A 24285-nucleotide genomic window follows, 5' to 3' on the forward strand; every position below is an offset into this window, starting at 1 on the left:
ACACGTCCTAATCGGTAGGGCTAGTTCAAGGTCTGGCTCATCCCTCCTAGGGTCTGGGTCATGCCTTGGCTGCCATTCTCCTGGACCATGATGCTGTCGCCGCCGTCGACGATCTGCGCTTGCGTCTGTGAGGGTGGTGGCCAAAAGGCGGCGCCGATACCCTCCTGGATCGCGCGCAACTCGATCTGCACCCAATCAAGGAATTCGTGCAGCCCGCGCACGATGATCTGCTCAATGGTCTGGTCGGCGAGGGCTGCGCGCAGCTCGTCGAGACGCTCCAGGATGGGGCCGCTGCTGCGCAGCCCGTAATCGGTGCGTAACTGCCCGAGCGACCAATAGACCTGGCGCAAAGTGAGCGAGAGCGAGCGTGGAAAGGCATCATTGAGCAGCAGAAAACCCGCGACCGAATGCGCCTGCAGGCGTCGTGGCATGTTGCGGCGGTAGGCATGGTAGGCGGCGGCCGCGCGCAACACGGCGCTCCACTGGCTGACATCCACTTCCGAGCCGATCCCGGCCGCCTCCGGCAGCAGCGTGTGATACTTGATGTCGACGAGCCGGGTGATCTGGTCGGCGCGCTCAAGATACTTGCCGATCCGGTAGAAGTACCACCCCTGGTCGCGATAGAAGGTGCCCTCGGTGATGCCGTAATGCGTCTGGCACTCCTGCTTGAGGCGTGCGCAAAGGGCCGAGAGCAGCGGCGCGCGGATGTCGTTCTCGCCAAGGAGCCTGACCCAATTGTAGAAGACATTGATATGGCTCCACATCTCGGTCGAGATCAGCGGCCGCAGGGTGCGCGCGTTCTCGCGCGCCATGTGGACGATGTTGGCGATCGAGTTCTGGTTGCGTGGCTCGATCAGGTAGAAGGAGACCACGCTGGCGGCGGTGGCCTTGTCATGCATCGCATGGAACTGCGCCTCGTCGGCATTGATCTGCACCACCGCCGACCAGCCGTCATGGCCCTGGCCAGTGCGCACGAAGGTCTCGGTGACGTCGAGCACGCGCGCGAGATTCTCGATCCGTTCGAGGTAGCGCGCGAGCCACATCGTGCTCTCGGCGTAGCGCGAAAGCAGGTCCGAACCGCGGCAAAGGCGGTCGTCTTCGGTCATGCCAACACCCAGGTATCCTTCGAGCCGCCGCCCTGCGAGGAGTTGACCACCAACGAGCCACGACGCAGCGCGACGCGCGAGAGCCCGCCCGGAAGCACCCAGGTCGCGCGCCCGGTCACCGCGAACGGCCGCAGGTCGACATGCCTGGCCTCGAGCCCGGAGTCGCACAAAGTCGGCGCCGTGGACAGCCGGATCACCGGCTGGCTGATGTAGTTGGCCGGGTCGGCGAGCAGCTTGGCGCGGAACTCCTCGATCTCGCCGGCGGAGGCATGCGGCCCGATGATCAGCCCGTAGCCGCCGGACTCACCGACCGGCTTGACCACCAGTTCGGCCAGATGGTCGAGCGTGTAGCGCAGGCCCTCCGGCTCGGCGCAGATATGCGTCTCGACATTGTGCAGGATCGGCTCCTCCGACAGGTAATATCGAATGATCCGCGGCATGTAGGCGTAGATCGCCTTGTCGTCGGCCACCCCGGTGCCCACCGCATTGGCGATGGTGACGTTGCCCGCGCGCCAGGCGTCGATCAGGCCGCGCACGCCGAGCTGGCTGTCCGGGCGAAAGGCGTCCGGATCGAGGAAGTCGTCATTCAGGCGACGATAGATGGAATGCACCGGGCGCAGGCCGGCGATGGTGCGCATGAACACGCGCCGGTTCTCGACGATCAGGTCGCGGCCTTCGACCAGCGGCACGCCCATCTCGCGCGCCAGGAACACATGCTCGAAATAGGCTGAATTATAGATCCCGGGCGACAGCAGCACGACCTGCGGGTTGGCGATGTCGGCTGGTGCTACGTCGACGAGCGCCTGTTGCAGACGGGTTCCGTACTCGTCGACGGCGCGCAGGCGTATGCCGGCCGCGAGGTCGGGCAGCACGCGCAGCATCATGTGCCGGTTCTCAATGACGTAGGAGACGCCCGACGGGGTGCGGGCATTATCCTCCAGCACCAGGAAGCGGCCCTCATGATCGCGAACGATATCGGTGCCGTTGACGTGGACATACACGCCGAGAGGCACGTCGAACCCCATCATCCCGGGACGGAAATTGCTGTTCCCGAGCACGCGCTCGCGCGGGATCACCCCGTCCCGCAGGATCGCCTGGTCGTGGTAGATATCCCACAGGAACCGGTTGATCGCGGTCACCCGCTGCGTCACGCCGCGTTCGATCACGTCCCACTCAGGCGCGGTAATGACACGGGGGATAAGGTCGAAGGGCAGGATACGGTCGATCGCGTCGCGGTCTGAATAGACCGTGAAGGTAATACCAAGATTATAGAGTTCCGCCTCCGCACTGGCCGCCCTGCGGCGCAGCTCCGGCAGGTCGAAGCGGTCGAGCCGGCTACAGATCGTCGCGATGTCCACATTGGATGGCGCCATCGCGTTCATCAGCTCGCAGAAAAACCCGGACGTCTTGTAGGTTTCGAGCAGCCCACCTCTGGCAGCTTCGAACTCGCCCGCCGACGGGCTCATGCCGCCTTGCAGCCCAGGCATGCGCGAAGTCCAGACATACCGTTCAACCGCGCAGAAATCATGGCCAGTGTCCGAATTCAGGGTTGCGGCTACCCAAGCAAGATCTGGCCCCCGCGCCAAGCGCGAACTGCATGGCCGCGTTGCAGGCAGTCCGCCAAACTCCTAAGAACAGACCCCGGGACGGGTGGCCGAGCGGTTTAAGGCAGCGGTCTTGAAAACCGCCGTAGGTGCAAGCCTACCGTGGGTTCGAATCCCACCCCGTCCGCCACCACCCTGACCGCTCTCAACGCCAGTATCCAGGATAACCGCGGTAGGGCGGGTGCCAACGGCGGTGATACGGGTGCGTGTAGACGATGCAACCTGACAGCCCGATCGCAAGCGCCAGCGAAAGCGCCATCCTCATATAAGCCTTCATTGCAGGACCTCCGACAGCAGTAGGCTCGGCTCGAATGGCGATTTGAAGGCAATTGCCTGTCAGAGTGTTACTCTCGCATGCTCCCGGCTCGGTGCCCCAATCGATCCGTCCTAGACCTCGTGCAGAGGTGCCGCCAGGACGTCCGATGCCTTGTGCATGGCGCGCTCGACATGCGCGAGAGCTTCCTCCTCGGTCGCCATCGGGACGGCGGCCAGCACGGCGCCGCTAGGCTCGAAGACCACCGCCAAATGCGGCAGGTCGGGACGCGGGCTCGGATAGACGGCAGCGGACACTATGCCGATCGGACCATTGGCCATGCTCAATACTCCCCGGCACCCACCGTGCCGATGGTCGTAAAACGCGTGGAGGCGGCGGTCGATCGGTTGGCGCCTGAAAAAATTCCTTCTGGCCCGCATTAACCCGCGGTGAATGTTTGCCCCTTAGCTTGCGCCTTCGGAGCGGAGGAGGGGTGAGCGATGGCCGGTTTGCATGTTCGGATGGTCCACGGCGACAAAATGATCGTCAACGGCGCCGCCCTGCATTTCCTCAGCGACGCCGACCTGCGCATCGCCAACAAGGTCCGCTTCATCTACGGGCGGCAATTAATGTCGCCCGCCGAAGTCACGACCACGGCGCGCCGGATCTACTTCGCGGTGCAGAACGCCTATGTCGGCGAGCCGAACGAGCGCACAGACGCGACCGTCGAGGCCCGCCTGCTGATCGGCATGTTCCGCGAGGCGACCTTGTCTGCGACGGCGCGGCAGATGCTCGACCGGCTGCTCTCCCTGCTGGAGGCCGGTCATTACTACCAGGCCCTGAAGGTCGCCGCCCGCATCGTCCGGCACGAAGACGCCGTGCACGCTTTCGCGGCCTCGGCGAAAGATTCCGTGTCCGCCGTTTACGAAACATTCACATAAGAGCGCGCCTACTACGCATCCCTCAAGCAAACGGAGAAAACCTGTGGCTTTTTCGATCAATACCAACAACGCCGCCCTGGAGGCTCTCAGCAGCCTCCGCCAGACCAACGCCGACCTGACCACCACCGAGAACCAGGTCTCGACCGGCAAGAAGGTTAATACCGCCGCCGACGACCCGGCGATCTATGCCATCTCGCAGACCATGAGCTCGCAGGTCTCGGCCCTCTCCGGCATCACCACCGGATTGCAGGTGACCGCCCAGATCGTCAGCACCGCGCAGTCGCAGGCAACCAGCTCGGCAAGCCTGCTCTCGACCCTGGCTCAGGACCTCACCGAAGGTCAGACCAAGGGCCTCGATGCCACCACACTGAACCAGACCATCAACAAGACACTTACCCAGATCGACGCGAACGCCAACGGTGCCACCTTCAAAGGTGTCAACCTGTTGTCCGGCTCGGTCGGCAACGGCGTCACCTCGACCACCGCCACCGCGGCCCAGGACCTCAACGGCACCCTGTTCCAGCAGGCTGGCTTCAACGCCACCTCGACCGGCCTCGGCCTGGCGGGACTCAACGTTGACCAGGCCGGTATCCAGGTCGGCCTGAGCACGGCGACCAGTGCCAACTTTGACTCCGCCGCTGGCGTCGGCGCCACCGTCAGCCTGTCCACAACTGCCGTGGCCGGCGCGGACGGGACCGCCCAGAACGTTGCCAACACCTTGACCTTTGCGATCAATGACGGCACCACCGGCGCTACCGCAACGAGCGGCACTCTCTCCGCCGCGATTCAGACTGCGCTTACCAGCAACGCCGCGGCGACCGGCGCCACGGTCGCGCTGAACGCCGACGGCTCACTGTCCTTGTCCGGCTTGGCAAAGGGAACCGGCACTGGTGCGACACTGACCAAGTCGACCAACGCCAACGGCGACACCGTCTACACCTTCGGCGCGACCGGCGACTCCTCGACAACGCTGACCGCGAGCAAGGATTCGAGCGGCAACTTCGTCTATTCGGTGCAGACCGGCACCGACGCCAACGGCAACACCACCAAGCAGAGCACCTTCGTCAGCGTCACCAGCAAGGCCGGCGACAGTGTCCAGAACTACACGGACAGCCTGTCCAGCGCGATCCAGAACCAGGGTTTCGGTGTCATCAAGGATGCCAGCGGCAATCTCGACATTGCCGGCGGCAACCTCAATGCCGCGATTACTGGCACCGGGGCCGCGACCAGCAGCGTCGGCACCGCGACCGTGCAGTCCGGCTCCGCCTACGCGCTGTCAGCAGTGAATGCTGCGATCACCTCGCTCAACAAGATCAGCTCGGCGCTGGGTTCCTCGTCGGACGAGCTGACCGGTCTGCAGAGCACCGTCAGCACGCTCAGCAGCGCCCTGACAAGCGGCATTGGCGCGCTGACCGACGCCGACCTGTCGCAGGAAAGTGCGAAGCTGACCTCGCTGCAGACCAAGCAGCAGCTCGCGATCCAGTCGCTGTCGATCGCGAACTCGCAGCCGCAGTCGCTGCTGTCGCTGTTCCGCTAAGCGAACGTCACCCGGCCGCCTTGCAGGCGGTCGGGTGACACACGCGTCCCTTGCAAGGAGCAAACATGGCCTACGCCGCTGCCTACACCCCGTTGCCGACGCCGCAGGCGGCACGCGAGGAGGAATCGCTGGTCTTCCGGCTGGCCGCGCGCCGGCTGCGCGACGCCGCCGACCGCAAGGCCCGCAACGCGGCATTGGGGATCAACCACGAAATCTGGTCGCATATGTTCCGCGACCTCAACGCCGCCGAGAACCGGCTGCCGCCGATCCTCAAGCAGGATTGCCTGACATTGGCGCGCTGGTCGCTGGATTACAGCACGCGGGCCCTGCTCAAGGATCTGCCGCTGCAACCACTCATCGATATTAATGAGCAGGTCGCGGATGGCTTGGCGGCACCCGCCGCGGCCGGTGCGTCGAGCGGGGTGACATGGATGCCGGCGATGGCCTGATCGCACCGCCGTAAGCCTCGCTTCGATCGTCCGCTAGTGCTTAGGTGCCCTTGAACGTTGAAATAGTACAGCTTTGCCCCGGACAGACCTGTATGGTCCGTTCGGATCGTTGCACTAGGAAGCGGACTTACCGTGTCCTTTGCTCGGGAGCGGCCTGGTCTGCTTCGGCGCCACCGGGGATGATGCGGCGGCCGGCGCGACCTTGGTCGCCTTCGGCTTCTTCGCCTCCCGGCTGTTGCGTTTCTGTCCCTTCGCCATGGAATACTCCTCAACGGCTGGATGCGTTGAACTGGTGACCCATCGAGCCAGCCTCTCGCGGACAAAACCATCTGCTTGGAGCCGGACTGTCGACTACACGGAGCTTGGTAGGAACCTGCTGCCATTGCAACGCCAAAACGTCGCGTAACCGCACACTCCGATCCGACGAATAGGGTGCTGCGTCGGCCTGGCACGTCCGTGCGGCGTTTCGGCGCGGGAGCGGTTGATGGCTGACGGTGAATGGGGGCGGCTGATGCAGGCGGCGCAGACCGGGGATCGCGTTGCCTATCACCAGTTGCTCACCGCCATCGGGGCCTGGCTGCGGCGCTACTATGCCACGCGCCTACCATCCTGGATGGTCGACGACGCTGCTCAGGATGCCCTGCTCGCGGTGCATGAAAAGCGGCACACCTATGATCCCGCGCGGCCGTTCGGGCCCTGGCTGGCCGCCATCGCGCGCTATAAATGGATCGATCGGTTACGCCGCCTGAAATCGGCGCCTACCGAAGCTCTGACCGACGATCTTGCCGTTCCGGATCACGGTGAGGCGGTCGCCACGGCGGCCGCACTGGAACGGCTGCTGGGCGGGATCAAGCCTGCCCAGGCGGATGTCATCCGCCTGGTCAAGCTGCAGGGCTTGTCCATCGAGGAGGCGGCGGCGCAAACCGGACAATCCGTCTCCCTGGTCAAGGTCAACATCCATCGCGGGCTGAACCGATTGGCGCTCGTCGCCAGGAGGGCCTGATGGTGGACGACCAACTCCTCGAACGCCTGGTCGACGATCTCAGACCGCGCCGTAGGCGACGTCCCGGCATCGAGGCGCTGGCCATCCTGTCGATCTGCGCGCTCGAACTCGCGCTGCTGCTCGGCACCGGCTTCGTCCGGCCGGACATGATTCAGGCGATGGCGCTGGCATCGTTCTGGTGGAAACTGGGGAGCCTTGGACTGCTTGCGATCGGCGGCGGCGTCACCTCCATCCTGTCCTTCGATCCGTCGCGGTCGCCGCGCCTCGGCCTGAGCAGGCTGCTGGCGCTGCTCATATTATGCCTGGTCGGCGGCTGGTTCGTCGGTGCCCCGCGAGCCGCCCTCACGACACTGCTCGCGCGCCTCGACTGGTCCGAGGGGATCGTCTGTCTTGCAAAAATGGTGGTGCTGTCGCTGCCGCCCCTGTTCGGACTCGGTCTGCTGATGCGCCGGGGGGCGCCGACGCAGCCGGTTGGGACCGCGCTCGCCGTCGGCATCACCGCGGCGGCCTGCGGGGCGTTGATCTTCGTGTTCGCCTGCCCGCATGACGATCCACTCTATATCGCCGTCTGGTACGTTGCCGGTTGCGGGCTGGTGACGCTCGCAGCCCGGCTGCTGCTGCCGATCCTCACACGTTGGTAGGACTGACGCATGCGCATCCTGGCAATAGCGGTGACATTGGGGACGTTGACGGTCACCTCGCCGACGTTGGCCGATCCCGTGGTGGTCGAGTTGTTCACCTCGCAGGGATGCTCGTCCTGCCCGCCCGCCGATGCGTTCCTGGCCGATCTGGCGCGCCGGCCCGACGTGCTGGCGCTCTCCTTCCATGTCACCTATTGGAACGGCCTCGGCTGGACCGATCCCTACGCGCTGCAAGCTGCAACCAACCGGCAGCGCGCCTACGCGCGGCATTTCCGCGACGACGAGGTCTACACACCTGAAATGGTGGTGGACGGCGCAACTGGTTTCGTCGGCTCCAGGCGAAGCGTCGGGCTGGCTGCGATCGCGCAGGCCAAGCGCAGGACGCCGCCCGCTGCCGCGATCCGGATCGATCGCAGCGCCGGCGATCTGGTTGTGACGCTCGGCTCCGGCGCCCCCAGCGGGGACGTGCTGCTGGTCGGCTTTGATGCTCATCACCGGACCCATATCGGCCGCGGCGAAAATGGCGGGCTGGACCTCGACGAGTCGGACATCGTCCGCTCCATCACGGTTGCGGCCCGCTACACCGGCAGCGCCCTGACGCTGCGGCAGCCCCCGCCCGCGGGAGGGCAGTTTGCCGTCCTTCTGCAGGCCGATGACGGCCATATAATCGGCGCCGCGCGTGCAATCCTTGCATCCGCCAACCCCTAGATGTTACGACATCGTGTCTTTTATGGGGTCTGGAGGAGGATGGATGATCCAGTACCGGCTGCTGAGCGACGATGTGAACTGGTTTGTCCATTGGCGTTGCGGCTCGCGCTGGCTGCTCGTCTATGGGCCGGCCGCCGAAGCCGAAGCGAGGGAATGGCTCGACGCCATGGTTGCCCAGGTACTTTGAACAAACATTCCGCCTAAGAGTCCGACTCTGAACTCATGTGCAACGAGCCGTTCTCCGGATAAGTAGCATGGCTGACGCGGCGTAGAGGAAGCTGGTCGCCGAAGCAATGGTAGCCTCAAAGTCCTTTGCCAAGCGCCGATTTCGGTTGAGCCAAGCGAAGCACCGCTCGACGACCCAACGGCGTGGATGGACGGCGAAGCCGATCTGGCCTGCGGGCTTGCGGACGATCTCAATGGCAATGGAGGTGGCATCGGCCACCCGTTCGGCGGCGTAGGCGGAATCAGCAAAGGCGCGCTCTACGAAGGGGAAGCGGCGACGGGAGGCCTTCAGCAACGGGACCGCTCCGTCGCGATCCTGGACCGACGCGGGATGAACTTGCAGCATCAACGGCCTGCCATCGGTGTCCACCATCGCGTGCCGCTTTCGGCCGAGCACCTTCTTCCCGGCGTCGTAGCCGCGCGGACCACCGGCCTCTGTGGTCTTGACACTCTGGCTGTCGATGACGGCGGCGCTGGGACTGGCCTCACGCCCGGCCCGTTCGCGGTCAAACATGACCAACTGATGCGTGACCGCCTCCCATACGCGGGCGCGCCGCCACACCGCAAACCAGCCATAGACCGTCTGTCGAGGCGGAAAACAGGGCGGCAGCATCCGCCACGAGATACCGCCGCGCAGGACGTAGAAGATGGCGTTGACGATCTCGCGCATCGGCCATTCGGGCGGTCTTCCAACCGGCGAAGGTGGGGGCAGAAGCGGCTCCAGGACAGCCCATTCGGCGTCCGTCATGTCACTGGTAAAGCGGAGCCTGTCGCGCATATGCTGCGCGCGGGTGGTTGCGTTCCACATGAGGCGTTCATCCAACTCGGTCTCGACAACCTGTTGGAAGCACATTCTCGCGTAACCACCCACCCCCATTCCGCTGTCGTTCAGAGACGGCCTCTAAGCCATGGCGATTTGAGAGCCCAACGCGGCGTCGGCTGTTAGCCTTGCGGGCAGAGCAGGCTAAAGAGCGTCCATGGCAGACAACCCCTATGATGTGCTGGGCGTCCCGCATGACGCGGACCAGGCGGCCATCCGCAAGGCCTACCGCAACCTGGCAAAGAAGCATCATCCGGACCTCAATCCGGGCGACAAGGCCGCAGAGAGCGCGTTCAAGGCGATGTCAGCGGCCAACGACCTGCTGTCCGATCCCGACAAGCGGGCTGCCTTCGACCGTGGCGAGATCGATGCCGAGGGGCAGCCAAGGCCGGAACGCGCGACCTACCGGGATTTTGCCGAGGGCATGTCCGGCCGCCGCTACCGACCGGCCGGCACCGCCTCCGGCCATCCCGCCGGTGGCTGGGGTGCCAGCGAGGAGGAACTCGGCGATATTTTCGGGACAATCTTCGGCGAGCACGGACGCAGCGGTTTTGCTTCCGGCATCGGCCCGATCGCCGGACGCGACGAGCGCTATGGCCTGACCGTCGACCTGATCGAAGCCGTGCGCGGCGGCACCCAGCGCCTGACCCTGCCGGATGGACGCACCCTGGACGTTAAAGTCCCCGTCGGTCTTGAGGACGGGCAGACCTTGCGGCTACGCGGCCAAGGCGCGCCAGGTCTGAACGGCGGCACTCCCGGCGATGCGCTGATCCAGATCAAGGTCGCCGAGCATGCCTTCTTTCGTCGTCAGGGCAGCACCATCACGCTCGATCTACCAGTCACCATCCAGGAGGCGGTGCTCGGCGGCCGCGTCTCGGTGCCGACCCCGTCCGGTGCGGTGTCGATGACCATCCCGCCCGGCTCGGACAGCGGCCGGCAACTGCGGCTGCGCGGCCGCGGCGTGCCGGCGCATGCGGGGCACGAGGCAGGCGATCTTTACGTGACGCTGCGTGTCGTCATCGGCAAGCCGGACCCAGCACTGGAAGCCTTCCTCAGGGAATGGAAGCCCGAGCCCGGCAACGATCCGCGTCGTGCCATGATGGGGGCCGCATGATCACCGTCGAGACACTCTGCATCCGCGTCCGCAACCTGCGGCAGGACGACCTGCAACACTGGATCGAGCAGGCCTGGGTGCGCCCGGACGGCGAGCCTGGCCGCTATCTGTTCCATGATATCGACATCGCACGTGTCGAATTGATCGTCGACCTGCGCGAGCGGCTGCAGATCAACGACGAGGCACTGCCGGTGGTGCTGTCCCTGCTCGACCAGCTCTACGAGGCGCGGTGGCGCATGCGCTGCGTACGCGAGGCACTTGATCGAGCGGTGCCTGAGCAACGCGAGGCGCTTGCCCAGGAGGTAAGGCGGCTGATGTCGGACCCGCCATGAGGCTGACCGCTTGACCGCGCTTGGGCTATTCGCGCTCCTGCTCACCCTTTCAGCCCTGGGCGGCGTCCTCAACCACCTGACCCTTCGGCTGCCCAATACCATCGCCGCCCTTTTGTTCGCGCTGGCGATATCGCTGCTGCTGCTGGCGGCGGACCCACTGATTCCCGGCTACGACCTGCGCGGCCTGGTGCAGCGGCTGCTCGGCACCGTCGACCTGCCCAAGACGCTGCTCAACTCCATGCTGTCGTTCCTGCTGTTCGCGGGCAGCCTGCATGTCGATCTCGGCCATCTGTGGCGCGGCAAGCTCAACGTCCTGGCCCTGGCCATCCTCGGCACGGTGCTCGCGGTCGGGCTGCTCGCGGGTGCCATGTGGTTCCTGTTCCCGCTGTTCGGCGAGTCTGTGCCGCTGGTCTGGTGCATCGTGCTGGGGGCGATCCTGGCCCCGACCGACCCGGTGGCCGTTGTCGGCATGCTGGAGCGAATCGGCTTGCCGCCGCGGCTCAAGGCGCTGTTCGCCGGTGAGAGCCTGTTCAATGACGGGGTCGGCGTCGTGCTGTTCGGCGTGGCCCTTGGGGTTGCGACCGGGGACGGCAGCATGGTCGGCGGCTGGGAGATCGTCGGCCGCTTCCTGTTCGAGGCGGTCGGCGGTGCCGCGGTCGGGTTGATTACCGGCGTTCTCGCCGTCGTCATGATGCGGCGTGTCGATGAGTTCAACCTGGAGCTGATGATTTCCCTGGCCCTTGCGACCGGCACCTTCAGCATCGCCAACGCCCTGCACATGTCCGGACCGATCGCGGTGGTGATGGCCGGCCTGAGCATGGGGGCACGGCCGGCGCGTCGGGCGATGAGCAGCAAGACCCAGGAGATGGTGATGAGCTTCTGGTCGATGGTCGACGAGGTGCTGAACGCGATCCTGTTCCTGCTGATCGGCTTCGAGGTGCTCACCGTGCCATTCCACGCCGCCAGCCTGATGGCGGCCCTGTGCGCGGTGCCGCTGGCCATCGCCGTCCGCTTTGCCAGCGTGTTGCTCTCCGCGCTCGGCATGCATGTCCGCGGCGAGAACCGGATAGGCACGCTGATGCTGCTGACCTGGGGCGGCCTGCGCGGCGGCATCTCGGTGGCGCTGGCGCTGTCGCTGCCGCACGGACAGCCACGGCCGGCGCTGCTTGCCGTCTGCTATGTGACCGTCATCTTCACCATCGTGGTGCAGGGCCTGACCATGGAGCGGCTGGTACGGCTGTTCTACCGGACCGGCATCTCATAGGGATTGCGGTTTTCACCGTTCATGGTATGTTCTTTTCATGAGGGTGTCTCCGTGGGCAGTGTGATTCCGTTTCCCGCACCTGTGGTGCGCCTGCATATCGTGCCGCTGCCGCAGCCCACGCGTCCGCTGCTGGTGGTCGAGCATGACGGTGCGCTGTATTCGCTGGCCACCCTGCTTGCCCGGCTGCCCGACACAGTGCTCGATGAGCTCGACGCCATGGTTCCCGCCTCAGCGCAGGAAGCCTGGGACTGGGTGGTGCGGCATTGGCCACGCGTAGCAGAGCAGGCGGCGAGACGGGCAGGGGAGGTGCAGTCTCTCAGGTAAGGGAGCTTTCAGGTAAGCGCACGCACGATCCGTGCCGCGCGGCCGGTGATTGTCTGCCATTGCCCCGCTTCGACCTCCGCCGTCGGCGCCAGCCAGGAGCCGCCGACCGCGACCACATTGGGCAGCGCCAGCCAGCTCTGGATTGCCGCCTCGCCGATCCCCCCCGTCGGGCAGAACAGCGCTTCCGGGAACGGTCCCGCCAACGCGTTAAGTGCTGGGATGCCACCGGCACTGCCGGCCGGGAAGAATTTGACCGTGGAGAATCCGGCCGCGATCGCCGCCATCAACTCCGACGCGGTCTGAATACCGGGCACGAAGGCGATCCCGCGCGCTGCCGCCGCGGCAAGCAGGGCATCAGGCGCGCCTGGGCTGAACGCGAACGGTACGTCGAGTGACTGCGCCAGCGCCAGATCGGCGTCCGTGGTGACCGTGCCGAGTCCGACGATCGCCTCCGGCACGGCCTCGCGGATCGCTCGCGCGGCGTCCGCCCCCACCGCGGTGCGCAGCGTCACCTCAAGCATCCGCACGCCGCCCGCAACCAAGGCCCGCGCCAGCGGCACCGCGTCCGCGAGCCGTCTGATCGTCAGCACCGGAATCACCTTGGCGGCACGCATCAGATCGGCCGGCGTCTCGCGCATCATCGTCTGATCCCGCAATAAAGGTTCTCGCCGGACCTTAGAAGCGCCACTCGCGGGCCGGCAAGCACGTTCAACCTGTCGCGCCGCCGTGCTATAAACGCGTTAATGTGCCGTCGCGTACGGTGCGAGGAAGAGGAATGGCGGACATCGACGGGACATCGGATACAGGCGTCTCCGCACGCTTCAGCGGCTATTTCGATCGCTACGAGTCCGGTCGCGCCTCGGGATGGGTCGCCAACCTTCTCTCGCCGCAGAGCATTGTCTCGCTCGTTGCCCTGATCGACGGTGTGGAAATCGATCATGTGCTGTGCGACGGACTGCGCCCGGACGTCCGCCAGGCGCTCGGCCTGGGCTCTGCGCGGGTGGGCTTCACCTATGACATCCCGCCCGCGTATCTCGACCAGCGTCCGCATGTGCTGAGCTTTCTGCTGCCTGACGGCAGCGCGCTCGCGCATATGGGAGCCGACGGGTTGCGCGGCTTGAGCCCGTCGCTCGCCTTCACCTCCGGCCCGCACGTGGCTCTCGAAGGCCAGCTCGACGGGCTCGTCCATCACGCGCTGCGCGGCTGGGTGCTACGCCGCGACGGCCATGACGGCCCGCTGAGCGCGCGCTGCGACCTGCTGGTCACCTGCGACAACGTCCGGGTGGGGCAGGTCAGGGCCGACCAGCTCCGGCGCGACGTCTCGAGCGTCATGCAATGCGACCCGAACTGCGGCTTCGAGTTCATTATCCCGGCGGCCTTCCGAAAGGACTACCCGCAACGATTCCGGGTGTTTGTGCTGCCTGAGATGCTGGAATTGAGCGGCAGTCCGCTGACCACCCGCACCGTTTCGGACTATCTCGAAGGCCGATTGCTGGCACTTGCCTCCGATATGAGCCGCGTGCACGGCGATCTCGAGCGGATGCGTCGGGAGATCGACCGCCTGCTGCCCACCGAGGGCTATCATCTCGACGACTACGACCGCTGGGCGCGGCGCTACTACGAACGGCTGCGCGCGCGCGTCGCCGCCGGACGCCAGCAGGCGCGCGCGCACGGCACGCCGGCGGAGGACCCGCTGGTCAGCGTGTTGATGCCAGCCTACCGCCCGCTGCTCGCGGACTTCGTGGCCGCGGTGGATTCCGTCATCGCCCAGACCTATGCCAACTGGGAGCTGATCATCGTCGACGACGGCAGCCGGTCCGAGCCGCTGACCGCGCAGATCGACCGGTTCTGCCAGTCCGATCCGCGCATCCGCTGCATCCGGCGGGCAAAGAATGTCGGCATCGCACGCGCGACCAGTCTCGGCATGGAGGCCGCCCGCGGCGCCTGGGTTGCGTTCTTCGACCATGACGATGTGCTCGTCGATGTGGCCCTCGAGGTAATGGTCCGGGCGGCTGCGCGTACCGGCGCCAAGCTGCTCTATTCCGACGAGGACAAGCTCGACCAGGCGGGCTATTTCCGCGAACCCAATCTCAAGCCGGACTGGAGCTGGCGCTACGTCCTCGGCTGCAACTATGTCTGTCACCTGACCATGGTGGAGACGGCGACCATGCGCGCGGTCGGCCCATTGCGCCGCGATTATGATGGCGCGCAGGACCATGACTTCATCCTGCGCTGCGCCGAGCTGCTCGACCACAGGCTGATCCATCATGTCCCCGAACTGCTCTATCACTGGCGGATCACGCCCAATTCCACCGCCGCTGACGTGTCGAACAAGCAGTATGCGATCGAGGCCGGGGTCAAATGCGTCTCCGACCATCTCGCGCGTCTCGGACACATGGCCACCGTCCGCTCGATAAATGGCCTGACCATCTACAGCGTCACCTTCCTCGCCACCGAAGAGCCGGCGGTCTCGATCATCATCCCGTTCCGTAACGAGACAGAAACGACCCGTCGCTGCGTCGAGGCACTGCTCGACAGGACCCGCTATGGCAACTACGAGATCGTTCTGGTCGATAACTGGTCGACGGCGCGCGAGGCGGCGTCCTTCCTCGACGAGATCGCGGCCAACCCCCGCGTGCGCGTGCTCCGCGTCGTCGATGAATTCAATTACGCACGCCTGAACAACCTCGCCGCCAGCGGCAATGACGCGGCGTTTTACGTGTTCCTCAATAACGACGTTTTCGTCTCCGATGCCGACTGGCTGCACCGGCTGGTGGGCGAGGCGACGGTGCGCGACGATATCGGCATCGTCGGCGCCAAGCTGCTCTACCCCAACAGGACGGTGCAGCACGCTGGTGTCCTGGTCGGCACACACGGGGTTGCGGCCCATGCGCATCTGGGTGTGCCCGACGACGATTACGGCTATGTCGGGCGTGCCGTCCTCAGCCAGGAATACACCGCCGTCACCGCCGCCTGCCTGCTGATCCGGGCCGCACTGTTCCACGACATCGGCGGCTTCGATGAGACGCATCTGCGCATCGCCTACAACGACGTCGATCTCTGCCTGAAGGCCCACGCGCGCGGCTGGCGCATCATCTGGTGCGCGGAGATGGTCGCCGAACACCATGAGAGCCTGTCGCGCGGCAGCGACATGCGCCCCGATCAGGAGGCGCGGCTGTTCCGAGAGCAGCAGGTCATGCTGGAGCGCTGGGGCGACAAGCCGTTCTTTCGCGAGGATCCCTACTACAATCCAAATTTCGCCAAGTCCGGCCGGCTGTTCCACCAACTCGCTGATCCAGCGCATCGGCCGCCCCTTTGAGCAGTGTCTCTGGCCGACGCGCATTTGCCGTGGGCGTCCTGGCGCTGCTCGCCGGCTGTGCGACGGAGCCACCGCCGCTGTCACCGGCAGACCGCGCCGCCGTCGCGCGTGTGCAGGCCACACTCGCCGCCCTGCACGGCTTTCGCGCCCAGTTCCTCCAGACCGGCCCCGGCCAAGCCGACAGCGTTGGCACCGTCTGGTACGATCCCGGCGCGTTGCGCCTCGACTATGTTCTGCCCCAAAGCATGGCCGTGGTCGCCTCGGGACGGCAGCTTGTCGCCCGACGCGCCTCTGACGGCGCCACCACCCGGATCGCGCTCGCCGCCAACCCGCTGGGTCTGTTGCTGGCGCAACCTTTGCGCCTGACCGGAGGCGCAATCAGGATCACCAACATCCAGCGCACCCCGGGCATTCTGCAGGTATCGCTGGCACGCGCGGATGATCCGGCCCAGGGCCTGCTGACGCTGATCTTTGCCGACCGGGGCCGCCGCCTTGACCTGACCGGGCTTGAGGCGATCGACCGTCGCAACGTCCGCACTCGCTTTCATCTGTATAATGAGCAGTCCGGGCTTACTTTCCCTCCCGGTTCGTTCACGCCACCCGCTTGATTCTGCGGATATCGCCGTGACCACTCGGAGGCCGCCTCAGTGGCCCTGCATCGACGAGAGCGCCGCTCAAAAAAGAGTGCTTTTACAAGAAACCCATTGAGTCTCGCTCCGTTCGTCCCACGGAGCCTTTCCTTCACTCTCTGAAGCGCAGATTGCAGAGCGCTTGAAAGAAGCAAAGCACTTCCACGCGCAATCGGGCGCTCACGATTCAACACTCCCGTGTTCTGAGCCGGGAAAGCGGGGACATATGGCAATTGCGGTGATCACGGGAGCCGGCGCAGGCGTCGGTCGCGCGACAGTCGAGGAGTTTGCACGGCAGGGCTATGATGTGGCGCTGCTCTCGCGTGACGCCAATCGGCTGGAGCAGGCTGCGGAAATGCTGCGTGGCCATGGTGTCCGCGCGTTGCCGATCCCGACCGACGTCGCCGACATGGGCGCGGTCGAGGCGGCCGCCGACAAGGTCGAGGCGGAACTCGGACCCATCGATGTCTGGGTGAACGTCGCCATGGCGACCGTCTTTGCCCCCGTCAGTAAACTCAGCGCCGAGGAGTTCGAGCGCGGTACCCGCGTGACTTATCTCGGCCAAGTGCACGGCACCATGGCGGCACTCAAGCGCATGCGTGAGCGCAACCGCGGCACCATCGTCAATGTTGGTTCGGCGCTCGGCTATCGCTCGGTGCCGCTGCAATCGATTTATTGCGGCGCCAAGTTCGCCATCCGTGGCTTCACCGACTCGCTACGTTCGGAAATCATCCACGACAAGCTCGACGTACATCTGACGATGGTCGACCTGCCGGCGGTCAACACGCCGCAATTCGACTGGGCGATGAACAAGATGGGCAAGAAGGCCAAGCCGGTGGCCCCGATCTACCAGCCTGAGGTGCCGGCGCGCGCAATCTTCTTCGCGGCTACCCACCGGCGCAGGCAAATCTGGGTGGGCTATCCGACTGTACAGGCAATCCTCGCCAACCGCATAGCACCTGGACTGATCGACAAATATCTGGCGAGCGCCGGCTATTCGGGGCAGCTCAGCGACGAGGATCTGAGTCCGAACGCGCCCGCCAACCTGTATGAGCCGGTGCCCGGCAATTATGCAGCCCACGGCCGCTTTGACATGCGCTCGCGTACCGGCAGTTGGGAGATGTTCACCGATCGCCACCGCACCGCCTTCTGGGCGGCAGCCGGGGTCGGCTTCGTCGCTGTCGTTCACCAGATTGCCAAGCGCATCGGCGTTTAGATGTCCCTGCGGTACGGGGAGCTACGATCATGGACATAACGGCGTTCGTGCTGTCGCGCGTCCAGTTCGGCTTCACCATGGCGTTCCACATCATCTTCCCGGCGTTTACGATCGGGCTGGCAGCGTGGCTCGCCTTTCTCGAAGTTTTCAGTTTTTTCACCGGCAAGCCGGTCTATCGAAAGCTGTTCGATTTCTGGCTGCGTGTCTTTGCCATCGCCTTTGGCATGGGTGTCGTCTCCGGCATCGTCATGGAATTCCAGTTCGGCACCAACTGGAGTGAACTCGCGCGACGTGGCGGCTCGGTCCAGGGCGACCTTCTGGCCTATGAGAGCTTCAGCGCGTTTGCACTGGAGGCCTCTTTCTTTGGCGTGCTGATGTTCGGGCGCAAGCGCGTGCCGCCGGCCTTATACCTCATGTCCGCACTGATGGTCGCGATCGGCACGAATTTGTCGTCGTTCTGGATCCTGGCGAATAACAGCTGGATGCAGCATCCGGTCGGCTTCAGAATGGCGGCTCATGGGGTTTTCGTGCCGACCGAATGGACGGCAATTCTCTTCAACCGAGTCGCGGTGACCCGGTTCCTTCACATGGTGTTCGCCGCCTATGTGACCACGTCGTTCTGTATTGCCGCCACCGGCGCCTGGTACCTATTGCGCAAGGTGAACCTGATCGAAGCCCGCGTCATGCTGGCCATGTCGCTCCGCCTCGCGGCGATCCTGGTTCCTTGCCAACTCATCATGGGCCATCTCGTGGGCGGCTATGTCTCGAAATATCAGCCAAGCAAGATTTCCGCGCTCGAAGGGCGCTGGCACTCGCAAAAGCCGGCCTCCGAAGTGCTGATCGGCTGGCCCGATCCGGCTCTGCAACGCAACCTTTTTCAGATTGCCCTGCCTGCCCCTGTCGGCAGCCTGATCGACTCCGAGAGTTTCACGGCGCGGGAAGTGGGCATTACCGACATTCCCAAGGCCAACCGGCCACCTGTGCTGGTGGTGTTCTTCACCTTCCGGATCATGGTGGGGCTTGGTCTGCTGATGCTGGCCCTCGCCTGGGTTGGCACAGCTCTGGGCTTGATGGGCCGGCTTGAGCGCGCGAATTGGCTGCTTTGGCCGATCTTCCTGAGTTTCCCGGCGGGCTTCATCGCCACGTTGTGCGGCTGGTTCACGGCTGAGGTTGGGCGCCAACCGTGGGTCGTATACGGCCAGTTGCGTACTACCGATGCGCTGTCTCCGCATCTGACCGCGGGCGCCGTCGCGTTCACGCTGATCATGTTCGCAACTGTCTATGCGATGATCTTCGCTGCCGGAACCTACTACATCTACAAGACACTGCACGATGGGCCGGATGCGATCAGGCCGCTCGGTGGAACCAACGCCAAGCGGCCGCTCGCCGCCGGTGGCGGAGGTCCGCAAGCAAGCCCCGAAGCGGCGGAGTAGGTCATGGCCATGTTCTGGGCCTTTGCGCTGGCTTTGTCCTTGGCACTCTATATTGTGCTTGACGGTTTTGATCTCGGCGTCGGCATCCTGTTCGGCCTGGCGCCGTCGGAGAGCCGCGGGCACATGATGGACGCGATCTCACCGGTCTGGGACGGCAACGAGACGTGGCTCGTGATGGCCGCAGCCAGCCTGTATGCGGCTTTTCCCTCGGTGTATGCGATTGCGGTCAGCGCCTTTTATCTCCCGGTCATCGTTATGTTGGGCGGCCTCATTCTACGCGGTGTCTCCTTCGAATTCCGCGACAAGGGTGGGCGCTTCCGATGGATATGGACGCTCAGCTTCTTTGTCGGCTCGGTAATCGCAGCGTTCGCGCAGGGCTGCACGATCGGCGCCTTCGTCGAGGAGCTTCCCGTGCATGACGGTCGCTTCGCGGGCTCAATGCTCACCTGGCTGTCGCCGTTTGCGGTGCTCTGCGGCGTTGGGCTGTGTCTCGGCTACGCCATGCTCGGCGCGTCCTGGCTGATCCACAAGACCAGAGCCGAAGCCCGTACCTACGGCTACGCCGTTTTGCCGTGGCTTGTGGGCGGTGTCATGTTGTTCCTTATCATTGCTGGCACCAGCGCGTTTGCGATGGACCTGCGCATTACCCATCGCTGGGCGCAGCGGCCCGGGTTGTTTGTCTTTCCGGCAATCGGCGCGCTGGCTTTGCTTGCGATGCTGCTTGGGATTGTTCGCAAATTCGATCGGGTGCTGTATCCGGCAGGCGTCATCATGTTCATTGCCGCATTTCTGACCATGGTGCTGTCCGTGCTGCCATACATGATCCCGTTCTCGGTGACGATCGCGGACGCCGCCGCACCCGAGCGCAGCCTGGAGTTCCTGTTCTGGGGCGCGGGCGTCGTCATCCTGCCGCTCACCCTCGCTTACACGGGCGCGGTCTATTACATCTTCCGCGGCAAGGTGTCGCGATCTTCGTAAGAACCGCCTTGGAGTTCAAGACGTGAGCAACCCCATCGAGGATTATGCTCTGATCGGCGACGGCGAGACGGCTGCCCTGGTCAGCCGCCATGGATCGGTCGACTGGCTCTGCTGGCCGCGCTTCGATGACGATTCGTGTTTTGCGGCCCTGCTCGGCACCATCGAAAATGGGCACTGGTCTATTGCGCCCACCGCCGAGGTGACTGCCAACCGGCGGCGCTATCAGGACGGCACGCTGGTCATCGAGACCGACATCGAAACACCCGGCGGCACCGTGCGGCTGATCGATTTCATGCCAATGCATGACGGAACGGCCTCGTCGCTGGTGAGGATCGTGCAAGGCGTCAGCGGCACGGTCGAGATGCGCCTCGACATGCGGCTGCGCTTCAATTACGGGGCGCTGCCGCCCTGGTCCGAGACAAGCGGCAAGGGCTTTGTCGCCAAGGTCGGACCCGATCTGGTGGTGCTGCACACGCCGGTGCAGGTGTCTACGCATGCCCACTGCGCCTCCGCGGTATTCGAAGTCGGCGAGGGTGACCGTCAGGTGTTCGTTCTGCGCTATGGCTCATCGCACGCACCCGCGCCCGGGCCAATCGACGCTGACAAGGCGCTGGCGGATAGCCAGGCGCGCTGCCGCGAGTGGATCGCTCAGTTCGACACCTCCAAGACGCAGTGGCCGGACGTCGTCAAGCGCTCATTGATTACCCTGCGTGCTTTGATCCACCAGCCGAGTGGCGGCCTGATTGCCGCACCCACGACGTCGCTGCCGGAGGCGCCCGGCGGCAAGATGAACTGGGACTATCGCTATTCGTGGCTGCGTGACGCCACCTTCACCATCGGCGCGATGCTTAATGCCGGGTTTACGCACGAGGCGACACGATGGCGCGACTGGCTGTTGCGCGCCATCGCGGGGTCCCCGGAACAGATGCGGATCATGTATCGGGTTGATGGCGCGCGCCATCTCAATGAGTGGACCGCAGACACACTTCCCGGCTATCGGTTTTCGACACCGGTGCATATCGGCAACGCGGCCTCGACGCAGCATCAGATCGACGTATTCGGCGAGGTCCTCGACTGCCTGCATCTCGCCCGCGTCGGCGGCATCCCGGGCAGCAAGCAGGAACGCGACGTCACGATCGCCATTGCCGAGCATCTTCTGAAGGTTTGGAACAGCGAGGGCTCCGGCGTCTGGGAGTCGCGCGGCGAGTTGCGGCAATACACCTACTCCAAGGCGATGGCCTGGGTTGGCGTTGATCGCGTCCTCAAGCTTTTGCAAGGCGAACAGAACGATGGCGGCGATGCGAAGCTGATCGAGCGCCTGAGTGCTGCGCGCAAGACCATCCACGACGAGGTCTGCCGGGAAGGCTGGCATAGCGGGCTCGGTAGCTTCACCCAGCATTATGGCGGCCAGGCGCTCGATGCCAGCTTGCTGCTGCTGCCTTTGGTCGGTTTCCTGCCGGCGGACGATCCACGGATCATCTCCACAATAGAGGCGATCCAGCGCGACTTGTCGCAAGGTGGCCTGATCCGACGCACCAAGGAGAGCTCCAGCGGCCCGCATGAGGGGGTATTTCTCGCCTGCTCCTGCTGGATGGCCGACTGTCTCAATATGATGGGACGCAAGGAGGAAGCGCGTGCGCAATTCGAGCGCGTGCTCGCCATACGCAACGACGTCGATCTTTTCTCCGAGGAATATAATGTTCCCGGGAAGCACATGGCCGGAAACTTTCCGCAGGCGCTGACGCATCTTGCTGTCATCAATACCGCACTCGAACTGTCCGGACCGGTGCTGCATCGTGGCGGCGGCTGATCCCCCCAAACAAGCGAGGGTGCCCATGGCATCGGAAGACCATTACGACATCATCATCGTCGGCAGCGGTCCTGGCGGCGGTTCGCTGGCACATAGTCTGGCGCCGACCGGCAAGCGCATCCTGATGATCGAGCGGGGCGACTACCTACCGAGGTCTCGCGCCAACTGGGACGCGAAAACCGTGTTCGTGGACGGCACCTATCAGGCGCCCGATACCTGGTATGGCAAGGGTGGCGAGACCTTCCACCCAGGGCTGCATTACTATGTCGGCGGGAACTCCAAGGTCTACGGCTCGGCCTTGTTCCGCCTGCGCGAGCGCGACTTCGGTGAACTGCGGCACAAGGACGGGATATCTCCCGCCTGGCCGCTCGGCTACGATGTGTTCGAGCCCTATTATTGCCAGGCCGAGGAGCTGTTCCACGTGCATGGCCAGCGTGGCGAGGACCCGAACGAGCCCTGGTCGAGCAAGCCCTACGCCTATCCGCCGGTATCGCACGAGCCGCGTATCCAGGAGCTGAGCGACAGCCTGAAGGGGGAAGGGCTAAGCCCATTTCATCTGCCGCTCGGCATCCTGCTCGACGAAAAAGACGGCAAGCCGACGCCGACGAGCCCGTGCATACGATGCGACACCTTCGACGGGTTTCCATGCGCGATCAACGCCAAGGCGGACAGCCAGGTGATCTGCGTCGACCCGACCCTGGCGGCGCACGCGAACTTCACCTTGCTGACCAATGCCTATGTGGAGCGGCTCGAGACCGATGCCTCCGGCCGTGCGGTCACGGGCGTGCATGTGCAGCGTGGCGGCCAGCGTGAGGTCTATTCGGCGGACATCGTCGTCGTTGCCTGCGGTGCGCTCAGCTCGGCTCTGCTGCTGCTGCGCTCGGGGAACGACGCGCATCCGACCGGTCTCGCCAACGGCTCCAATCAGGTCGGCCGGAACTACATGCGGCACAACATGAGCGTGCTGATGGCGCTGCTGAAGGAGCCGAACCATACGGTGTTCCAGAAGACGCTGGCGGTCAGCGACTTCTATTTCGGCTCCTCCGATTTCGCGTATCCAATGGGACTGATCCAGATGTGCGCGACATCCCACGGCGAGCAGATCAGGGGCGAGTCGCTGCCTGGGTTCCTCTCTTTCCTGCCGGAAATGCCGTTCGACAAGATGGCGCAGTATTCCATGGATTTCTGGCTGCAGAGCGAAGACCTGCCACGGCCGGACAACCGCATCTTCTATGACGGCGACAAGGTCGTGCTCTCCATCACCGAGGGCAACGAGGACGCGGCACACCACCTCAAGCACAAGCTGGAAAGCCTGATGGAGCCGATCGGGGCGCGGCCGAAGCTGATGGAGCGCAGCCTTTATCTGGGCAAGAACATCCCGATCAACGGCACCGCGCATCAGGCCGGAACCTGCCGTTTCGGCACCGATCCGCACTCATCGGTGCTCAATCTGGATTGCCGCGCCCATGAGGTCGACAACCTCTACATCACGGATGCCAGCTTCTTTCCGTCGATCGGGGCGGTCAATCCGACGCTGACCATCATTGCGAACGCGTTGCGCGTCGCGGATCATCTCAAGAGCCGCCTCGCGGCCTGAGCCAGGAGCAAGCGTCATGCTGACCCGTGTCGCGGTTTTTGAAGGGGTGATTGCCTCCGGCGATGAGGACGCGTTCTTTGCCCACGTACGCGAACGCCTGGAGCCGATCTGGCGTCAGTTTCCACATGTCGAGGCCGTGCGTGTGCTGCGTACAAAGCAAGCCGATCCCGGCGCCATCCCGATCGTCATGGTTCTGGAGATGGATTTTCCCGACCTGGACGCGGTTCATGCGTCGCTCAATTCCGAGATAAAAACCAGGGCGCATGAAACGACGCTGGAAGTTCTGAAACCTTTCGAGGGGCGGTTCTTTCACTTCATTTCCGAGAGCCGCTCCCTCGGTGCCGCCTAGGCCCATTGCAGATGGCTGAGCGCTTGCTCTCGACCGACATCCGTCATCTGGCTTTGCCTCGGAGGACATTGAAGTGACCTTTGCCAACCTCGTTATTCTTGTCGTCCGCTACGGCCTCGTGATTCTTTTCTTCCCAGCCAGCGCATTGGACAAGATCATCAATTTCAAGGGCGCCGTCGGTCAGGCCGAGGAAGTTTTCAAGGCGCACTGGATCGCCGCCCTGATGATCCTGGTCGGCCTGTTCATTGAGATCGTCATGCCGCTTGCGATTCTCACCGGGTTCGGCGACCGGCTCGCGGCCTTCATCATGGCCGGCTACTGCGCGGTAACTGCATTGTTGTTCAAGCGCTTTTGGGAGCCTGGCGATTTCTGGAAGGCGGGCAAGAGCCAGGCACGTGACACGTTTTGGGACTTCCTGAAAAACTTCTCCCTGGCCTCGGGTTTTCTACTGATAACAGTCGGCATCGGCGGCCAGGCTTACAAGAACTTCATCGACGATCCGTTTGCCTCGTCGCATCCCTACGCAGGCCTCGCAAGACAGCCACCTGGAGAAACACCATGAGGTATCCAACTCCATCCCTGCAGGCCGAAGGGGCCGCGAGCCCAGGAGCCGCAAGCACGGGGGCCGCCGCG

Annotated in this window: 25 protein-coding genes and 1 tRNA gene; 21 read left to right on the forward strand and 5 right to left on the reverse strand. The window is 64.4% G+C overall.

All coding sequences use genetic code 11. The features are described 5' to 3' along the window. Nucleotides 1-20: 20 nt before the first annotated feature. Nucleotides 21-1106: an alpha-E domain-containing protein gene (locus tag ACQY4K_RS00505; protein WP_428392487.1), complete on the reverse strand. Its 1086-nt coding sequence runs from the start codon at nt 1104-1106 to the stop codon at nt 21-23. Next, nucleotides 1103-2593 carry a circularly permuted type 2 ATP-grasp protein gene (locus ACQY4K_RS00510; RefSeq protein WP_428392488.1) on the reverse strand — a complete coding sequence of 497 codons (1491 nt, stop codon included), beginning with the start codon at nt 2591-2593 and terminating at the stop codon, nt 1103-1105. Before ACQY4K_RS00510 ends, ACQY4K_RS00505 begins: the two co-directional genes overlap by 4 nt. A 157-nt stretch (nt 2594-2750) precedes the next feature. Here ACQY4K_RS00510 and ACQY4K_RS00515 point away from each other — a divergent pair. Continuing rightward, nucleotides 2751-2840 (forward strand) — tRNA-Ser (locus ACQY4K_RS00515). A 257-nt stretch (nt 2841-3097) separates the two neighbouring features. Here the strand turns inward: ACQY4K_RS00515 and ACQY4K_RS00520 are convergent. Next, nucleotides 3098-3304: a hypothetical protein gene (locus ACQY4K_RS00520; RefSeq protein WP_428392490.1), complete on the reverse strand. Its 207-nt coding sequence runs from the start codon at nt 3302-3304 to the stop codon at nt 3098-3100. A 159-nt stretch (nt 3305-3463) separates the two neighbouring features. Between ACQY4K_RS00520 and ACQY4K_RS00525 the strand changes: the two genes are divergently transcribed. The 7 genes from ACQY4K_RS00525 (at nt 3464) to ACQY4K_RS00555 (ending at nt 8429) form a co-directional block, all read left to right on the forward strand. Further along, nucleotides 3464-3904: a flagellar biosynthesis repressor FlbT gene (locus tag ACQY4K_RS00525; RefSeq protein WP_428392492.1), complete on the forward strand. Its 441-nt coding sequence runs from the start codon at nt 3464-3466 to the stop codon at nt 3902-3904. Between the two features lie 43 nt (nt 3905-3947). Further along, nucleotides 3948-5441: a flagellin gene (locus ACQY4K_RS00530; RefSeq protein ID WP_428392494.1), complete on the forward strand. Its 1494-nt coding sequence runs from the start codon at nt 3948-3950 to the stop codon at nt 5439-5441. Between the two features lie 65 nt (nt 5442-5506). Beyond that, the gene (locus ACQY4K_RS00535) at nt 5507-5890 is read left to right on the forward strand and encodes a flagellar biosynthesis regulator FlaF (RefSeq protein WP_428392496.1); all 384 of its coding nucleotides are present in this window, start codon (nt 5507-5509) and stop codon (nt 5888-5890) included. A 484-nt stretch (nt 5891-6374) separates the two neighbouring features. Continuing rightward, on the forward strand, nt 6375-6893 hold the full coding sequence (locus tag ACQY4K_RS00540) for a sigma-70 family RNA polymerase sigma factor (protein ID WP_428392497.1): 519 nt from the start codon (nt 6375-6377) through the stop codon (nt 6891-6893). Beyond that, on the forward strand, nt 6893-7534 hold the full coding sequence (locus ACQY4K_RS00545) for an NrsF family protein (protein ID WP_428392499.1): 642 nt from the start codon (nt 6893-6895) through the stop codon (nt 7532-7534). The genes ACQY4K_RS00540 and ACQY4K_RS00545 overlap by 1 nt, the downstream gene beginning before the upstream one ends. 9 nt (nt 7535-7543) lie before the next feature. After that, nucleotides 7544-8242, forward strand: a complete 699-nt coding sequence (locus ACQY4K_RS00550; RefSeq protein WP_428392501.1) for a DUF1223 domain-containing protein — start codon at nt 7544-7546, stop codon at nt 8240-8242. Between the two features lie 43 nt (nt 8243-8285). Next, nucleotides 8286-8429 (forward strand): hypothetical protein, encoded by a 144-nt coding sequence (locus ACQY4K_RS00555; protein WP_428392503.1) that lies wholly within the window; start codon nt 8286-8288, stop codon nt 8427-8429. Between the two features lie 33 nt (nt 8430-8462). Here the strand turns inward: ACQY4K_RS00555 and ACQY4K_RS00560 are convergent, their stop codons facing one another. Then, a complete protein-coding gene (locus ACQY4K_RS00560) occupies nt 8463-9275 on the reverse strand; it encodes an IS5 family transposase (protein WP_428395994.1) in 813 nt (270 codons plus the stop codon). A 169-nt stretch (nt 9276-9444) separates the two neighbouring features. Between ACQY4K_RS00560 and ACQY4K_RS00565 the strand changes: the two genes are divergently transcribed. The 4 genes from ACQY4K_RS00565 to ACQY4K_RS00580 are packed head-to-tail and all read left to right on the forward strand — an operon-like array spanning nt 9445 to nt 12321. Continuing rightward, the gene (locus ACQY4K_RS00565; protein WP_428392505.1) at nt 9445-10401 is read left to right on the forward strand and encodes a DnaJ C-terminal domain-containing protein; all 957 of its coding nucleotides are present in this window, start codon (nt 9445-9447) and stop codon (nt 10399-10401) included. Further along, on the forward strand, nt 10398-10733 hold the full coding sequence (locus tag ACQY4K_RS00570; protein WP_428392507.1) for a chaperone modulator CbpM: 336 nt from the start codon (nt 10398-10400) through the stop codon (nt 10731-10733). The genes ACQY4K_RS00565 and ACQY4K_RS00570 overlap by 4 nt, the downstream gene beginning before the upstream one ends. A 10-nt stretch (nt 10734-10743) precedes the next feature. Then, the gene (locus ACQY4K_RS00575; protein ID WP_428392509.1) at nt 10744-11997 is read left to right on the forward strand and encodes a cation:proton antiporter; all 1254 of its coding nucleotides are present in this window, start codon (nt 10744-10746) and stop codon (nt 11995-11997) included. A 51-nt stretch (nt 11998-12048) separates the two neighbouring features. Next, nucleotides 12049-12321, forward strand: coding sequence for a hypothetical protein (locus ACQY4K_RS00580; protein WP_428392511.1), 273 nt, complete (start codon nt 12049-12051; stop codon nt 12319-12321). Nucleotides 12322-12329: 8 nt separating this feature from the next. On the opposite strand, the gene eda is transcribed toward ACQY4K_RS00580, so the two are convergent. After that, nucleotides 12330-12962: a bifunctional 4-hydroxy-2-oxoglutarate aldolase/2-dehydro-3-deoxy-phosphogluconate aldolase gene (eda, locus tag ACQY4K_RS00585; protein ID WP_428392513.1), complete on the reverse strand. Its 633-nt coding sequence runs from the start codon at nt 12960-12962 to the stop codon at nt 12330-12332. 134 nt (nt 12963-13096) lie between these two features. Between eda and ACQY4K_RS00590 the strand changes: the two genes are divergently transcribed. The 9 genes from ACQY4K_RS00590 to ACQY4K_RS00630 all read left to right on the forward strand — a co-directional run bounded on the left by ACQY4K_RS00590 (nt 13097) and on the right by ACQY4K_RS00630 (nt 24214). Continuing rightward, complete coding sequence (locus tag ACQY4K_RS00590) at nt 13097-15640, forward strand: glycosyltransferase family 2 protein (protein ID WP_428392515.1); 2544 nt, start codon at nt 13097-13099, stop codon at nt 15638-15640. Next, on the forward strand, nt 15637-16248 hold the full coding sequence (locus tag ACQY4K_RS00595) for a LolA family protein (RefSeq protein ID WP_428392517.1): 612 nt from the start codon (nt 15637-15639) through the stop codon (nt 16246-16248). Before ACQY4K_RS00590 ends, ACQY4K_RS00595 begins: the two co-directional genes overlap by 4 nt. A 247-nt stretch (nt 16249-16495) precedes the next feature. Next, complete coding sequence (locus ACQY4K_RS00600; protein ID WP_428392519.1) at nt 16496-17485, forward strand: SDR family oxidoreductase; 990 nt, start codon at nt 16496-16498, stop codon at nt 17483-17485. Nucleotides 17486-17514: 29 nt separating this feature from the next. Then, a complete protein-coding gene (locus ACQY4K_RS00605) occupies nt 17515-18918 on the forward strand; it encodes a cytochrome ubiquinol oxidase subunit I (RefSeq protein ID WP_428392521.1) in 1404 nt (467 codons plus the stop codon). 3 nt (nt 18919-18921) lie between these two features. Beyond that, nucleotides 18922-19896: a cytochrome d ubiquinol oxidase subunit II gene (cydB, locus tag ACQY4K_RS00610; protein ID WP_428392523.1), complete on the forward strand. Its 975-nt coding sequence runs from the start codon at nt 18922-18924 to the stop codon at nt 19894-19896. A 22-nt stretch (nt 19897-19918) separates the two neighbouring features. After that, entirely contained in the window at nt 19919-21706 is a 1788-nt protein-coding gene (locus ACQY4K_RS00615) for a glycoside hydrolase family 15 protein (RefSeq protein WP_428392525.1), read from the forward strand. Between the two features lie 25 nt (nt 21707-21731). Beyond that, nucleotides 21732-23303, forward strand: coding sequence for a GMC oxidoreductase (locus ACQY4K_RS00620; RefSeq protein WP_428392527.1), 1572 nt, complete (start codon nt 21732-21734; stop codon nt 23301-23303). Between the two features lie 16 nt (nt 23304-23319). Continuing rightward, on the forward strand, nt 23320-23652 hold the full coding sequence (locus tag ACQY4K_RS00625; RefSeq protein WP_428392529.1) for a hypothetical protein: 333 nt from the start codon (nt 23320-23322) through the stop codon (nt 23650-23652). A gap of 73 nt (nt 23653-23725) precedes the next feature. Further along, entirely contained in the window at nt 23726-24214 is a 489-nt protein-coding gene (locus ACQY4K_RS00630) for a DoxX family protein (protein ID WP_428392531.1), read from the forward strand. Nucleotides 24215-24285 lie beyond the last annotated feature (71 nt).

Source organism: Lichenicoccus sp. (genome assembly GCF_965276875.1).
Lineage (GTDB): Bacteria > Pseudomonadota > Alphaproteobacteria > Acetobacterales > Acetobacteraceae > Lichenicoccus.